Below are 15623 nucleotides of genomic sequence, written 5' to 3'. Positions count from 1 at the left end.
GCACGATGCATGCATCGCCGATGCCGGCGGACGCCAGGGCGGATAGCGCGGCTGCCGTGGCGGTCGCGCGGGCGTTGGGCTGGCTGAGCGATACGCTATCCGCGGGCGCGGACCTGCGCACCGACAGCCGCGCGGTACGACCCGGCGATGGTTTCCTTGCCTATGCGGTAGATGGCGCCGACAACCGGCCGCACGTGGGCGATGCGATCGCGCGCGGCGCGGCGGCCGTCCTGTTCCAGCCGCGCGGCGCGAGTCCGCACGCCGGTTTCGGCGACACGCCGGTCCTGCCGGTGCCGGGGCTCGACGCGCTGGCCGGCCCGATCGCGAGCGCCTGGTACGGCGAGCCGAGCCGGCAGATGACGGTGATCGGCGTGACGGGCACGAACGGCAAGACCTCGCTGACGCAGTGGATCGCGCTGGCGCTGGCGACGCTGGGCGTGCGCACGGCGACGATCGGCACGCTGGGCGTCGGCCTGCCGGACAAGCTGGTGCCCACCGGTTTCACGACACCGAATGCCGCGCAGCTGCAGCAGTCGCTGGCGGCGCTGCGCCGCGACGGTGCGGCGGCGGTGGCGATGGAGGTGTCGTCGCATGCGCTGCACCAGGGGCGTGTGAACGGCACGGCCTTCGATATCGCGGTGTTCACGAACCTGAGCCAGGACCACCTCGACTACCACGGTACGATGGCTGCCTACGAGGCCGCCAAGGCGCGTTTGTTCGACTGGCCAGGTCTGCGTTTCGCGGTCGTCAACCGCGACGATCCGGCCGGCGCGCGGTTGCTGCGGCAACTCGACGGCCAGCTGCCGACGCTGTCGTACGGAATCGGTGCGGTGCCGGATTCGACCACCCCGGGGACCGTGCCGGCCACCTGTCATCTCCATGCCACGGATATTCGCGTGACCCCGGCGGGCGGCACCGCGCTGACCGTGCACGCCGCCGCAAACGGCAGTGCGGCGCCTGCGGCGGTCGCGATCGAGGTCGCGACGCTGGGCGAGTTCAACGTTTCGAACCTGTTGGGCGTGCTCGGCGCGCTGCTGGCGACGCAATGGCTGCGGGCGCACCCGCAGGCCGACGCGGCGACGGATCTGCTCGAGCCGATGGCGTGGCGCGCCGCGCTGGGCGCACTCGCCCGGCTGCAGCCGGTGGTGGGACGGATGCAGCGTCTGGGCGGCCGGCCGCAGCACGACGAGCCGCTGGTCGTGATCGATTACGCGCATACGCCCGACGCGCTCGAGAAGACGCTGCTGGCATTGCGTCCGGTGGCGCAGGCGCGGGGCGGCGAGCTGAACGTGGTGTTCGGCTGTGGCGGCGATCGCGATGCGGGGAAGCGGCCGCTGATGGGCGCGGTCGCGGCACGTCTGGCGCATGCCGTCGTGCTGACCAGCGACAATCCGCGCAGCGAGGTACCGGCGGCGATCATCGACCAGATCGCGGCGGGCGCGGCGAACGCTCCGGGCGTCGTTACGCCGGGCGTCGGTACGCCGGGCGTCGCCGGGCATGTCGTAGAACGCGTGCGCCGCATCGAGGACCGCGCCAGCGCGATCCTGCAGGCCATCCGCGCGGCGCGGTGCGAGGATGTCGTGCTGCTGGCCGGCAAGGGCCACGAGGCCACGCAGGAAATCATGGGCAAGAAACGACCGTTCTCGGATCAGGACCATGCCCAGCTGGCGCTCGCCGCCCGGGCGACTCACCGGGAGCACGAATGACTCTGCTGACACTGGATCAAGCGGCGCAATGGATCGACGGCGCCAGCGTCGTCGGCGCGGGCACGACGCCGTTCGCACGCGTGTCCACCGATAGCCGGACGGCCGGCCCGGGCGACCTTTTCGTGGCGTTGCGCGGCGAGCGTTTCGATGCGCATGCGTTTCTTGCCGCGGTCGCCGCGCAAGGGGTCGCGGCGGCGATCGTTTCGCAGGACATCGCGCCGGACACTTTGCGGGATGCCGCGGGACGGAGCCTGCCGCATCTGCGCGTGCCGGATACGCGTCTCGCGCTCGGCGCGCTGGCGCGCGGCTGGCGGCGCCGTTTCGACCTGCCGGTCGTGGCGGTCACGGGCAGCAATGGCAAGACGACGGTCAAGGAAATGATCGCGTCGATCTTCGCGGCGGCAGTGGGGGAGGCGGCGCGACTCGCGACGCGGGGCAATCTGAACAACGACATCGGCGTGCCGCTGACGCTGCTGCGGCTCACCCCGGCCCATGCGCTCGCGGTGATCGAACTCGGCATGAACCATCCGGACGAAACGCGCTATCTGGCGGAGCTGACCGAGCCGACCATTGCGCTGGTCAACAATGCGCAGCGCGAGCATCAGGAATTCATGCGCACCGTCGAGGCGGTCGCGCTCGAGCATGCCAGCGTCATTCACGCGTTGGGCGCCAGCGGCGTCGCCGTCTATCCGGCGGACGACCGCTACGCGCCGATCTGGCGCGTGGCCGCACATCAGCGGCGCGTGCTGGATTTCATGCTCGACGAGGGTCATGCAGGCGCCGATGCGCCGCGCGCGGCCGTGACCGGGACGCCGGGACCCGAAGACGACGGCGCGCTGGACATCGCGACGCCGGCCGGAAACTTCGCCGTGCGGCTGTCGACCCAGGGGCGCCACAATCTGCGCAACGCGCTGGCTGCGACGGCCGCGGCGCTGGCGGCGAACGTCCCGATCGAGGCGATCCGGGCCGGGCTCGAGGCGTTCGCACCGGTCAAGGGACGGTTGCAGCTCAAACGCGCCACGTTCGCGCCGTTCGCCGGTGCCCGCCTCATCGACGACACCTACAACGCGAATCCGGATTCGATGCGCGCGGCCATCGACGTGCTGGCCGCCGCGCCGTCGCCGCGCGTGCTGATCGTCGGCGACATGGGCGAAGTCGGCGACCAGGAAGCCGCTGCGCACCGCGAGATCGGCGCCTATGCGTACGCGTCGGGAATCGACGCTTTCTATGCGCTGGGCGACGCGTCGCGGGGAGCCTGCCAGGCCTTCGGCACGCACGCCCGGCACTTCGCCAGCGTCGCGGAGCTGATCGACGGGTTGCGCACGTCGGACCTGGGCGCGGACGCGACATTGCTGGTCAAAGGTTCCCGGTTCATGGCGATGGAACGCGTCGTGGATGCGCTGCTCGACGTCGCGACGACGCCTCACTGATAGATAAGGAAGTTTCTCGATGCTTTTGTTGTTGGCGCAATGGCTGCAGAACGAAGCAAGCTTTTTGCGCGTGATCAATTACCTGACGTTTCGCGCCGTGATGGCCACCATCACGGCGCTGGTCATCGGCCTGGTTTCGGGGCCGGCGGTCATTCGCAAGCTGACTGCGTTGAAGATGGGGCAAGCCGTGCGCAAGGACGGGCCGCAAACGCATCTGGTGAAGACCGGCACGCCCACCATGGGGGGCGTGCTGATCCTGCTCGCCATCGCGGTGTCGACGCTGTTGTGGGCGGACCTGAGCAACCGCTTCATCTGGATCGTGATGCTGGTGACCTTCGGCTTCGGCCTGGTGGGCTGGGTGGACGACTACCGCAAGGTGGTGCACAAGGACCCGCGCGGCATGTCGTCGCGCGAGAAATATTTCTGGCAATCGCTGATCGGGCTGGTGGCGGCGGTATATCTCGCGGTCAGCATCTCGCAGTCGAGCAACGCGCATGTGTTCCAGGTCATCGTCAACTGGTGCCACAACGGCCTGCCGACCGATCTGCCGGAAAGCGCGAACCTGCTGCTGCCGTTCCTCAAGGCGATGACCTATCCGCTCGGCCTGTTCGGTTTCATGGCCCTGACCTATCTGGTGATCGTCGGTTCGAGCAACGCGGTCAACCTGACCGACGGCCTCGACGGCCTGGTGATCATGCCGGTCGTGCTGGTGGGCAGCGCGCTGGGCGTGTTCGCCTACGTGATGGGCAGCGCCGTGTATTCGCGCTATCTGCTGTTTCCGCACATCCCGGGCGCCGGCGAACTGTTGATCTTCTGCTCGGCGATGTCCGGCGCGGGGCTGGCCTTTCTCTGGTTCAACACGCATCCGGCGCAGGTCTTCATGGGCGACGTCGGCGCGTTGGCGCTGGGCGGCGCGCTCGGCACGATCGCCGTCATCGTGCGTCAGGAAATCGTGCTGTTCATCATGGGCGGCGTGTTCGTCGCGGAAACCGTGTCGGTCGTGCTGCAGGTCGTCTGGTTCAAGGTTTCGAAGCGGTATTTCGGCGAGGGGCGGCGCATTTTCAAGATGGCGCCGCTGCACCATCATTTCGAACTGACGGGGTGGAAGGAAACGCAGGTCGTCGTGCGGTTCTGGATCATCACGCTGATGCTGGTGCTCGTCGGCCTCTCCACCCTGAAACTGCGCTGATATGGAATTCGATCGTTCCTTGCTGTTTGGTGGACCGGACCGGCCGCGGGTGCTGGTGCTGGGCCTGGGCGAATCCGGGCTGGCGATGGCGCGCTGGTGCGCGCTGCACGGCTGCACCCTGCGCCTGGCCGATTCGCGGCAGGCGCCGCCGAACCTCGCGACCGCGCTGGCGCTCGAGGGCGGCCCGCATGCATTCGCGGGTGGGACGGACGCGCCGAACGGGCCGTTCCCGCCGGCGCTGCTCGACGACGCGATCGATCTCGTGGCGATCAGCCCGGGCCTCTCGCCGCTCGACCCCGCGCTCACGCCCCTGCTCGACGCGGCGCGCGGCAGGGACATCCCGGTCTGGGGTGAACTGGCCTTTTTCAGCCATGCGCTGCGGGCGCGCAATGCGGTGCTGGCGGGCGCGGGCGCGGGCGATGATGCCGTGGACGGCACCGGCACCGGCACCGGCAAGGCGGACGGCGTCGCGCCCGCGCAGGTGATCGCGATCACCGGCACGAACGGCAAGACGACGACGACCGCGCTGACCGGGCAACTGGTCGCACGCGCCGGGCGCAGCGTCGCGGTGGCCGGCAACATCAGCCCGTCGATGCTCGATCGTCTGATGACGGCGATCGAACAGGATGCGCTGCCGCAGGTCTGGGTGCTGGAGCTGTCGAGCTTTCAGCTCGAGACCGCGCAGGATTTTGCGCCGGACGTCGCGGTGGTGCTGAACATCACGCAGGACCATCTCGACTGGCATGGCAGCTTCGACGCTTACGCGGCAGCGAAGCTGCGCATTTTCGGGCCGACGACACGCGCGGTGATCAATCGCGACGATCCGCACGCGAGCGCCTGGCTGGTAAAGGCGGGCGCGGGCCGCCCGGCGTCGCTCAGCTTCGGCACCGACGCGCCGGTCCAGGCCGGCGATTTCGGCATCGCGCGCGACGCCGGTCTGGCCTGGCTGGCGCAGACGGTGCGCGCCGATGGCGAGGACGCCGCCGCGCCCGGCAGCGAGCGCGATACGGGCATGGCAGGCGCGACAGGCGATACACCCTCGCGCCGGCGCACGCGCCGCGCGGCGCCGGCGGTGGAAACGCAGGTCCGGCCGCTGATGCCGGTGGACGCGCTGCGCATCCGCGGCCTGCACAACGCGAGCAATGCGCTCGCGGCGCTTGCGTTGTGCCGGGCGATCGGCCTGCCGCTCGCGCTGCTGCTGCACGGGCTGCGCGAGTATCGCGGCGAGCCGCATCGCGTCGAATGTTTGGCGACGCTCGATGGCGTCGATTATGTCGACGACAGCAAGGCAACGAATGTCGGCGCCGCCGCGGCGGCGCTCGACGGCCTGGCCGCGCCGATCGTGCTGATCGCCGGCGGCGACGGCAAGGGCCAGGATTTCGCGCCGCTCGCGCCGGGCGTGACGCGCTGGTGCAAGGCGGTGATGCTGATCGGGCGCGACGCGCCGCTGCTGCGCGCGGCGCTGGCGGACTGCGGCGTGGCGCTGCACGACCAGCCGACGCTGGAAGCCGCGACCGCGGCCGCCGCGCGGCTCGCGCAGGCGGGCGACACGGTCTTGTTGTCGCCCGCCTGCGCAAGCTTCGACATGTTTCGCAATTACGCGCATCGCGCGGACGTTTTTCGGCAATGTGTCGCGGAGATCGCGGCCGAGCAGGGAGTGACGCTATGAGTCTGATCGAGCGGTTGACGGCACGGTTGTCGGGACGCAAGGAAGCGATGCCCAACAGCCCGGTATCGGCGAGCGAGATCGGCGGCCTGTCGAGCGCGGTGAGCGGCGTGCGTCCCAAGCGCTCGACCGTGCTCGAATACGACCAGCCGTTGCTCTGGGTGATCATCGGTCTGTTGGGTCTGGGCCTCGTGATGGTGTATTCGGCGTCGATCGCGATGCCCGATTCGCCGAAGTATTCGTCGTACAGTCCCGGCCACTTCCTGCTGCGGCATATCTTCTCGCTGGCGGTCGGCACGATCGGCGGCCTGCTGGCGTTCCGCATCCCGATGAAGACCTGGGACCGCTTCGCGCCGAAGCTGTTCGTGCTCGCGCTGATCATGCTGATCATGGTGCTGATCCCGCATGTCGGCAAGGGGGTGAACGGCGCGCGCCGCTGGATCCCGCTCGGCATCCTGAACATGCAGCCGTCGGAGATCATGAAGCTGGCCGTGACGATCTACGCGGCGAACTACACGGTGCGCAAGCAGGAGTTCATGCAGAGCTTCGGCCGCGGCTTTTTGCCGATGGCCGTTGCCGTGGGCGTGGTCGGGGCCTTGCTGCTGCTGGAGCCCGACATGGGCGCCTTTCTGGTGGTCGCGGCGATCGCGATGGGCGTGCTGTTCCTGGGAGGCGTCAACGGCCGGTTGTTCGGCGGGCTGGTGCTGACCGCGGTCGGCACCTTCAGTCTGCTGATCTGGGCGTCGCCCTGGCGGCGCGAGCGCATCTTCGCGTATCTGGACCCGTGGAACGAAGCGTACGCGCAGGGCAAGGCGTATCAGTTGACCCATTCCCTGATCGCTTTCGGGCGCGGCGAGTGGTTCGGCGTCGGGCTGGGCAACAGCGTGGAGAAGCTCAACTATCTGCCCGAGGCGCATACCGATTTCATTCTCGCGGTGATCGGCGAGGAACTCGGTTTCGTCGGCGTGATGATCGTGATCCTGATGTTCTACTGGTTCGTGCGCCGCTCGTTCGAGATCGGCCGCCAGGCGCTGGCGCTGGATCGCACCTTCTCGGCGCTGGTGGCGAAGGGCATCGGCCTGTGGATGGGTGCGCAGGCCTTCATCAATATGGGCGTGAACCTCGGCATCCTGCCGACCAAGGGCCTGACGCTGCCGCTGGTGAGCTATGGCGGTTCCGGCATTCTGCTCAATTGCGTCGCCTGCGCGGTGCTCCTGCGCGTGGATTTCGAGAACCGGCTGATGATGCGGGGAGGCAAGACGTGAGCGTTGCGCGCGCGGCGCCGTCCGACACCCCCGCCGATATCCTGACCGACACCCCGGCCGGCACCCTGCTGGTGATGGCCGGCGGCACTGGTGGACACGTGTTCCCGGGTCTGGCGGTCGCGCATCGGATGCAGGCCGCGGGCTGGCGCGTGCTGTGGCTGGGCAGCGCCACCGGCATGGAGGCGAAACTGGTCGCGCAGCATGGCATCCCGATCGAATTCGTGCGCTTTGGCGGCCTGCGCGGCAAGGGCCTGCGTACCCAGCTGATGCTGCCGGCCAACCTGGCGCGCGCCTGCGCGGACAGCGTGCGCGTGCTGCGCCGGGTCCGGCCCGACGTCGTGCTCGGCATGGGCGGCTACATCACCTTTCCCGCCGGTCTGATGACGGTGCTGGCGCGTCGCGCACTGGTGCTGCACGAACAGAACTCGGTCGCGGGACTCGCGAACCGGGTGCTGGCGAAGCTCGCGAGCCGTGTGCTGGTGGCATTCCCGGGTGCCCTGCCGCATGCCGAATGGACCGGCAACCCGATCCGCGACGCGGTGATCGACGTCGCGCCGCCGGCGCAGCGTTATGCGCGGCGCAGCGGGCCGTTGCGCCTGCTGGTAGTGGGCGGCAGCCTCGGCGCGGCGGCATTGAACGAGGTCGTGCCGCGCGCACTGGCCGCGCTGCCGCCGGCCCAGCGCCCGCATGTGTTCCACCAGGCGGGCGCGAAGCATCTCGACGCGTTGCGGGCGAACTATGCGGCGGCGGGGTTGTGGACGAACAAGGACGCGGGCACGCCGGGCGCGAGGATCAACGGCGCGCCTGTCGCAGGACGTCCCGAAAGCACGGGCAGCACGCCAAGCGTCGAACTGGTGCCTTTCATCGACGACATGGCCAGCGCCTATGCGCAGGCCGACGTGGTGATCTGCCGCGCGGGCGCGATGACGGTGGCGGAAATCGCCGCGATCGGCGTCGCGGCGCTGTTCGTGCCGTTTCCGTTCGCGGTCGACGATCACCAGACCAGCAACGCGGCGTTTCTCGCCGACCAGGGCGCGGCGGAGGTGATCCAGCAGCGCGATCTGGATACCGGGCGCCTGACGGCCTGGCTGGCGCGCCTGGACCGCGACACCCTGGCGGCGATGGCCGGGAAAGCGCGCGCGCTCGCCAAGCCGGACGCGACCGACCGGGTCGCCGCCGTCTGCGCGGCGGCCGCGGCGGCATCAAGGAAATCAGCATGAAGCATATCGTCAAGAACATCCATTTCGTCGGCATCGGCGGTTCCGGCATGAGCGGCATCGCCGAGGTCCTGCTGAATCAGGGCTACAACGTCAGCGGTTCGGACCTGCAGATGACGCCCACCACCGAGCGCCTTGCCGGACTCGGGGCGCGCATCGCCTATGTCCACGAGGCAAGCAATATCGAGGGCGCGAATGCCGTGGTCATCTCGACCGCCGTGCATTCGGGCAATCCCGAGGTGCTGGCGGCCCGGGCCAGGCGCATCCCCGTCGTGCCGCGCGCGGTCATGCTGGCCGAACTGATGCGTCTGAAGCAGGGCATCGCGATCGCCGGCACGCACGGCAAGACCACCACCACCAGCCTGGTGGCCTCGGTGCTGGGCGAGGGCGGGCTCGATCCCACCTTCGTGATCGGCGGGCGCCTGAACAGCGCCGGCGCGAGCGCACGGCTGGGCACGGGCGATTTCATCGTCGCCGAGGCGGACGAATCGGACGCGTCGTTTTTGAACCTGTTCCCGGTGATCGAGGTCGTCACGAACATCGACGCGGATCACATGGACACCTACGGCCACGATTTTTCGCGGCTCAAGCAGGCGTTCGTCGATTTCACCAAGCGCCTGCCGTTCTACGGCATCGCGGTACTGTGCGTGGACGACCCGAGCGTGCGCGAGATCCTGCCGTTCGTGTCCAAGCCGATCATCCGTTACGGTCTGTCGCCGGACGCGCAGGTGCGTGCCGTCGACGTCGTCGCCGCGGGTCAGCAGATGCATTTCAAGGTGCTGCGGGAGGATGCCGCGCCGTTGCAGGTCGCGTTGAACCTGCCCGGCGTGCACAATGTCCAGAATGCGCTCGCGGCCATCGCGATCGCCACCGAGCTCGAAGTCTCCGACGCGGCGATCTGCAGCGCGCTGGCCGGTTTCACCGGCGTCGGCCGGCGTTTCCAGCGCTATGGCGAGGTGCCCGCGCAGGATGGCGGACGCTACACGCTGATCGACGACTACGGCCATCATCCGGTGGAGATGGAAGCGACCGTCGCCGCGGCGCGCGGCGCGTTTCCGGGCCGCCGGCTGGTGCTGGCGTTCCAGCCGCACCGCTACACCCGCACGCGCGATTGCTTCGAGGATTTCGTGCGGGTGCTGTCCACGGTCGACGCGGTCGTGATGACCGAGGTCTATCCGGCGGGCGAGGCGCCGATCATCGCCGCCGACGGCCGGGCGCTCGCGCGCGCGTTGCGCGTGTCGGGCAAGGTCGAGCCCGTCTTCGTCGAAACGGTGGGAGAGTTGCCGGCGGCGATCGGCCTGCTGGCGCGCGATGGCGATGTGGTCATCACGATGGGCGCGGGTTCGATCGGCGGCGTGCCGTCGCAAATTGCAAAGGATGTGGTGCAAGAGCATGAATGAAAGTGTGAACCCCGGCCTGCCGCAAGACCCGCCGATGGCGGCTTCGGGCGCTGCCGCGTCGGGCGCCGCCGCGCCGGGCGCCGCCGCGCAGGTGGCGTTGCTGTCGCAGGCTGCCGCATCGCACGTCGCGCGGCTGGGCAAGGTCGCGGTGCTGTTCGGCGGCACGAGCGCGGAGCGCGAAGTGTCGTTGAAATCCGGCGCGCTGGTGCTGGCCGCGCTGCGCGCGAAGGGCGTCGACGCGCATCCGTTCGACCCGTCGCAGACGCCCCTGTTCACGCTGCGCGAGCAGGGCTTCGCGCGGGTCTTCAACGCGCTGCATGGCGGCTATGGCGAGGACGGCCGTCTGCAGGGCGCGCTCGATTTCCTCGGTATCCGCTATACCGGCCCGGGCGTACTCGGCTCGGCGCTCGGCATGGATAAATACCGCAGCAAGCTGGTGTGGCAGCAGGCCGGCATTCCCACGCCGCCGTTCGAGACCGTGCACCGGGGCGAGGATTACGCGCAACGCGCCGACGCGATCGTCACCCGGCTGGGTCTGCCGCTGTTCGTGAAAGCGGCGAGCGAAGGTTCCAGCGTCGCGGTCTTCAAGGTCAAGCAGGCCGGCGAACTGGCGCCCGCGCTGGCCGCGGCGGCGCGCGCGGACCGCATCGTCATCGTCGAGCAGAGCATCGAGGGCGGCGGCGCGATGGGCGGGGAATACACGATCGCGATCGCGACCGGGCTGCGCCTGCCGATCATCCGCATCGTGCCGGCCGGCGAGTTCTACGATTACGACGCCAAATATCTGTCCGACGCGACGCAGTACCTGATTCCGAGCGGACTGGGCGCGGCGCGCGAGGCCGAGTTGGCCGAACTGGCCGAGCGCGCGTTCGGCCTGCTGGGCTGCACGGGCTGGGGGCGGGTGGATTTCATGATGGACGCCGAGGGTCGGCCGTATTTCCTCGAAGTCAACACGGCGCCCGGCATGACCGACCATTCGTTGCCGCCGAAGGCGGCGCGCGCGGTGGGCATCCCCTACGAGGACCTGGTGCTGCACGTCCTGTCGCTGACGCTGGAGGATGCCTGATCCATGTGGAACAATGTCCGCCAGCTCAACGCCGCCGCCAGCCTGCTTTCGGCCGGGGCGCTGCTCGCCCTGCTGGGCGCGGCGGGCTATTGGCTGGCGGAGCGGCCGATGTTCGCGCTGCGGGCGATCCAGGTCGAGGGCGACGTCGCGCACATCAATGTGCCGACGATTCGCGCCGACGTGGTGGGCACGCTGCGCGGCAATTACTTCACCGTCGATCTGGACCGGGCGCGCGTCGCGTTCGAAACCATGCCGTGGGTGCGCCGGGCGAGCGTGCGGCGCGTCTGGCCGAACGGCCTGGCGGTCTCGCTCGAGGAGTACAGGCCGCTCGGGACCTGGGGCGATAATCAGCTGGTCAGCGTCGACGGCGAACTGTTCACCGCGAACCAGGCCGAGATCGACGACGACATCCCCGAGTTCTCCGGCCCCGTCGGCAGCGAGAAGATGGTCGTGCAGCGGTACCATGACTTCCAGAAGTGGCTCGCGCCACTGGGCGCCGCGCCGGAAGCGGTATCGCTGTCGGCGCGCTATGCGTGGACCGTGCGCCTGACCAGCGGGCTCGAGATCGATCTGGGCCGCGAGCGTACCGCGCAGACGCTCGACGAGCGCAGCATGCGTCTCGTCAAGGCCTGGCCACAGGTGGTCAGGCGTTGGGGGGACAATATCGAGCATGCGGACCTGCGCTATCCGAACGGGCTGGCGATCCGGGCCGCAAGCATGCGCTTCACCCAGGATCCGAGCGCAAGCAAGGGAAACAAATGACTTCATACACACGCCATGAGTAAAGACTTCAAAGATCTGTTGGTCTCGCTCGATATCGGTACCGCCAAGGTGGTCGCGATCGTCGGGGAGCTGCGTGGCGAAGGGCGCTACGAAGTGATCGGACTGGGCCAGAGCGAGTCGAAGGGGCTGAAGAAGGGCGTCGTGGTCAATATCGAGGCGACGGTGCAGTCGATCCAGCGCGCGCTCGAGGAAGCCGAGTTGATGGCCGACTGCAAGATCACGAATGTGTTCACCGGCATCGCCGGCAGCCACATCCGCAGCTTCAATTCGAGCGGCATGGTGGCGATCAAGGACAAGGAGGTCACGCAGGCCGACGTGGCGCGCGTGATCGAGACCGCGAAGGCGATCAATATCCCGACGGATCAGCAGGTCCTGCACATCCTGACGCAGGAGTTCATCATCGACGGGCAGGAGGACGTACGCGAGCCGATCGGCATGAGCGGCATCCGGCTCGAGGTGAAGGTGCACATCGTGACCGGCGCGGTGTCGGCCGCCCAGAACATCGTCAAGTGCGTGCGCCGCTGCGGGCTCGAGGTCAACGACCTGGTGCTGCAGCCGCTCGCATCAAGTCTCGCGGTGCTGACCGAGGACGAACGCGAACTGGGCGTGGTGCTGGTCGACATCGGCGGCGGCACGACCGACATCGCGATCTTCAGCGAGGGCGCGATCCGCCATACCGCGGTGATTCCGATCGCCGGGGACCAGATCACCAGCGACGTCGCGATGGCCCTGCGCACGCCGACGCCCGACGCCGAGGACATCAAGGTGTCGCACGGCATCGCCAAGCAGACGCTCGCCGATCCCGACGAAATGATCGAGGTGCCGGGCCTCGGCGAGCGCGGGCCGCGGACCCTGTCGCGGCAGGCGCTGGCGGCCGTGATCGAGCCGCGCGTCGAGGAACTGTTCTCGCTGGTTCAGCAGGTGGTACGTGAATCCGGGTATGAGGAACTTCTGTCCTCGGGTATCGTCCTCACAGGCGGCGCGTCGATGATGCCCGGGATGGTGGAGCTGGGCGAGGACATCTTTCTGAAACCGGTACGGGTGGGCGTGCCCGAGTATTCCGGCGGTCTGGCCGACGTGGTACGCAATCCGCGTTACGCGACCGCGATGGGGCTGCTGCGCGAAGCGCACGCGCAGCGCTCGCGCGGCCGGAAAGTCGCCGTGCAGAGCGGGTCGGCGGGGCAGATCTGGACACGCATGAAAGAATGGTTCGTGGGCAATTTTTAAGCGGGCGCCCGGCGCGGTGACCGTCCCTTCGGGGCCGGCAGCAAAACCGGACAGTGCGCGAAAAAAACGCAGTGGAAGCGCCATGGCAATACGGTAATACTGCAGTTAGCGCCGCGCGGCGGCGGCGCTCGCGGCCTCGCTTGCCCGAGCGGGGTCGCGGACCGATCGCCGAATCAGGACATATCCTTAATCGAGATGGAGGCAAACATGGAATTCGAAATGCTGGAAACCGAAACCAACGGTACGGTGATCAAGGTCGTCGGCGTGGGGGGTGCGGGCGGCAATGCCGTTCAGCACATGATCGACCGCGGCGTCCAGGGCGTCGATTTCGTCTGCATGAATACGGACGCGCAGGCGCTGGCGCGGATGAAGGCGGCCAGCGTGATCCAGCTGGGCAAGACCGGGCTGGGCGCGGGCGCGAAGCCCGAAATGGGCCAGGCGGCCGCGGAGGAAGCGCGCGAGCGCATCTGCGACGCGCTGCGCGGCGCGCACATGGTGTTCATCACCGCCGGCATGGGCGGCGGCACCGGCACGGGCGCGGCGCCCGTGGTGGCGCAATGCGCGAAGGAAATGGGCATCCTGACGGTGGGTGTCGTCTCCAAGCCGTTCGAATTCGAAGGCGGCAAGCGCAAGCGCGTCGCCGAGGCCGGCTCGCAGCAACTCGAGGAAAACGTCGATTCGCTGATCGTCGTGCTCAATGACAAGCTGTTCGACGTCATGGGCGACGATGCCGAGATGGACAAGTGCTTCCAGTGCGCGGACGACGTTCTGCACAACGCGGTCGCCGGGATTGCCGAGATCATCAACGTCGACGGTCTGGTGAACGTCGACTTCGAGGACGTCAAGACGGTGATGGGCGAGCAGGGCAAGGCGATGATGGGCACCGCGACGGTGGCCGGCGTCGACCGCGCGCGTCTGGCGGCGGAGCAGGCGGTCGCCAGTCCGCTGCTCGAAGGCGTCGATCTCTCGGGTGCGCGCGGCGTGCTGGTCAACATCACGGCCAGCCGGTCGCTGCGCCTGTCGGAAACCCGCGAAGTCATGAACACCATCAAGAGCTACGCCGCGGAAGACGCGACGGTGATCTTCGGTACGGTGTACGACGACGCGATGGGCGATGCGCTGCGCGTGACGGTGGTCGCCACCGGCCTGGGTCGCACCGCGAAGAAGGCGGCGCACCAGGCGCCGATGACCTTGCTGCGCACCGGTACCGACAATGCGCCGATGTCGGTGGGCAGCCACCCGACGACGACGCACTCGACGGCGGACTACGGCTCGCTCGACACGCCCGCCGTCTGGCGCAACACGCGTGAAACCGCGGCGTCGCACGTTGCGGCCCTGCAGGAGAAGGGTGTCGACACCTATGACATCCCGGCCTTCCTGCGCAAGCAGGCGGACTGAGATGACTGACCACGGCCGTTCATCACGTCGCCCTTCAGGAATGGCGAAACCTGCCGTTGACAAGGGGAACGCGACGCGCCTCGGGCAAGGAGCGGAACGGTAATGTGTCATAAAAGCGACGGTACGCCGGACGAGGAAGCCTCCCCTGGTCCGGCGGGCCGCCGTGTCATCAAAAAGTAACACATGGCAACAGATGGAAAAGCCGCAATGGAAGCGACTTTGTTAGAATGGGGGCTATGAAGTAAAAGAGCGTGATTGGGAAAATCAATCAGTAAAGTTTATTAAAAAAGTTCATCCAATGTTAAAGCAGCGCACCATCAAGACGATCGTAAAGACGGTGGGGATTGGTCTGCACTCGGGGCGGAAGGTCGAACTGACCTTGCGTCCGGCTGCTCCCGGTACGGGCATTGTCTTTTCGCGTATCGATCTCGAACCGGCGGTGGATATCCCGGCGAGCGCACACGCCATTGGGGGAACACGCATGGCGTCGGTCCTGGAAAAGGACGGGGCGCGCGTATCGACGATCGAACATTTGATGTCCGCCTGCGCCGGACTGGGAATCGACAATCTCTATGTCGATATCACGGCCGAGGAAATTCCGATCATGGACGGCAGCGCGGCGTCCTTTGTGTTCCTGATCCAGTCGGCCGGGATCGAGGAACAGAATGCGGCAAAACGTTTTATCCGAATCAAGAAGATGGTCGAGGTACGGGAGGGCGACAAGTACGCCCGCCTCGAACCGTTTTTCGGATTCAAACTCAAATTCACCATCGATTTCCATCATCCCGCGGTCGACAAGACCGGACAGGAAGTGGAGGTCGATTTCGCGGAAACGTCCTACACGCGCGACATTGCCCGGGCCCGTACGTTCGGTTTCGCCTATGAATTCGAGGCGATGCGGGAACTGGGGCTGGCGCGCGGCGGCAGCATGGAAAATGCCATCGTTCTCGACGAATACCGCATCCTGAACGCCGACGGTCTGCGCTACGAGGACGAGTTCGTCAAGCACAAGACCCTTGACGCGATCGGCGACCTGTATGTGGCAGGCAGCCCGCTGATCGGCGCCTACACCGCGTACAAGTCCGGGCACGGGCTCAACAACCTGCTGCTGCGCGAGATGTTCGCCCACGAGGAAGCGTTCGAATTCGTCACCTTCGAGGACGCGAAGACGGCGCCCAAGGGTTTCGGGCTGGAAGTGCAGGGCGTGTTCGCCTGAGCAGCCCGCGTGGCGTGGGCCGGGAAGCACCGGCTGACGAATGATGAAAAAGGCGCCCTG

Annotated in this window: 12 protein-coding genes; all 12 read left to right on the top strand. The window is 67.7% G+C overall.

Going from position 1 to position 15623, the window contains the following annotated elements; genetic code table 11:
• Window positions 1-20 precede the first annotated feature (20 nt).
• The 12 genes from OVY01_RS17395 (at window position 21) to lpxC (ending at window position 15563) form a co-directional block, all read left to right on the top strand.
• Window positions 21-1706 (top strand): UDP-N-acetylmuramoyl-L-alanyl-D-glutamate--2,6-diaminopimelate ligase, encoded by a 1686-nt coding sequence (locus OVY01_RS17395; protein ID WP_267848890.1) that lies wholly within the window; start codon window positions 21-23, stop codon window positions 1704-1706.
• Complete coding sequence (locus OVY01_RS17390) at window positions 1703-3136, top strand: UDP-N-acetylmuramoyl-tripeptide--D-alanyl-D-alanine ligase (protein ID WP_267848819.1); 1434 nt, start codon at window positions 1703-1705, stop codon at window positions 3134-3136. Before OVY01_RS17395 ends, OVY01_RS17390 begins: the two co-directional genes overlap by 4 nt.
• A gap of 19 nt (window positions 3137-3155) precedes the next feature.
• Window positions 3156-4325, top strand: coding sequence for a phospho-N-acetylmuramoyl-pentapeptide-transferase (gene mraY, locus OVY01_RS17385; RefSeq protein ID WP_267848818.1), 1170 nt, complete (start codon window positions 3156-3158; stop codon window positions 4323-4325).
• 22 nt (window positions 4326-4347) lie between these two features.
• On the top strand, window positions 4348-5994 hold the full coding sequence (murD, locus tag OVY01_RS17380; protein ID WP_267848889.1) for a UDP-N-acetylmuramoyl-L-alanine--D-glutamate ligase: 1647 nt from the start codon (window positions 4348-4350) through the stop codon (window positions 5992-5994).
• On the top strand, window positions 5991-7256 hold the full coding sequence (gene ftsW, locus OVY01_RS17375) for a putative lipid II flippase FtsW (protein ID WP_267848817.1): 1266 nt from the start codon (window positions 5991-5993) through the stop codon (window positions 7254-7256). Before murD ends, ftsW begins: the two co-directional genes overlap by 4 nt.
• A 41-nt stretch (window positions 7257-7297) precedes the next feature.
• Window positions 7298-8476 carry a UDP-N-acetylglucosamine--N-acetylmuramyl-(pentapeptide) pyrophosphoryl-undecaprenol N-acetylglucosamine transferase gene (locus OVY01_RS17370; RefSeq protein WP_432422276.1) on the top strand — a complete coding sequence of 393 codons (1179 nt, stop codon included), beginning with the start codon at window positions 7298-7300 and terminating at the stop codon, window positions 8474-8476.
• Complete coding sequence (gene murC, locus OVY01_RS17365) at window positions 8473-9873, top strand: UDP-N-acetylmuramate--L-alanine ligase (protein WP_267848816.1); 1401 nt, start codon at window positions 8473-8475, stop codon at window positions 9871-9873. The genes OVY01_RS17370 and murC overlap by 4 nt, the downstream gene beginning before the upstream one ends.
• Window positions 9866-10939 carry a D-alanine--D-alanine ligase gene (locus tag OVY01_RS17360; RefSeq protein ID WP_267848815.1) on the top strand — a complete coding sequence of 358 codons (1074 nt, stop codon included), beginning with the start codon at window positions 9866-9868 and terminating at the stop codon, window positions 10937-10939. Before murC ends, OVY01_RS17360 begins: the two co-directional genes overlap by 8 nt.
• Window positions 10940-10942: 3 nt before the next feature.
• Window positions 10943-11701 carry a cell division protein FtsQ/DivIB gene (locus OVY01_RS17355; protein WP_267848814.1) on the top strand — a complete coding sequence of 253 codons (759 nt, stop codon included), beginning with the start codon at window positions 10943-10945 and terminating at the stop codon, window positions 11699-11701.
• Window positions 11702-11716: 15 nt separating this feature from the next.
• The gene (gene ftsA, locus OVY01_RS17350; protein WP_267848813.1) at window positions 11717-12949 is read left to right on the top strand and encodes a cell division protein FtsA; all 1233 of its coding nucleotides are present in this window, start codon (window positions 11717-11719) and stop codon (window positions 12947-12949) included.
• 207 nt (window positions 12950-13156) lie between these two features.
• Window positions 13157-14347 carry a cell division protein FtsZ gene (ftsZ, locus tag OVY01_RS17345; RefSeq protein ID WP_267848812.1) on the top strand — a complete coding sequence of 397 codons (1191 nt, stop codon included), beginning with the start codon at window positions 13157-13159 and terminating at the stop codon, window positions 14345-14347.
• A 298-nt stretch (window positions 14348-14645) separates the two neighbouring features.
• On the top strand, window positions 14646-15563 hold the full coding sequence (gene lpxC / locus OVY01_RS17340) for a UDP-3-O-acyl-N-acetylglucosamine deacetylase (protein ID WP_267848811.1): 918 nt from the start codon (window positions 14646-14648) through the stop codon (window positions 15561-15563).
• The last annotated feature ends 60 nt before the right edge of the window (window positions 15564-15623 follow it).

Origin of the sequence: Robbsia betulipollinis (genome assembly GCF_026624755.1) — a bacterium.
Classification (GTDB): Bacteria; Pseudomonadota; Gammaproteobacteria; order Burkholderiales; family Burkholderiaceae; genus Robbsia; species Robbsia betulipollinis.
This window is presented reverse-complemented; position numbering and strand designations above follow the sequence as displayed.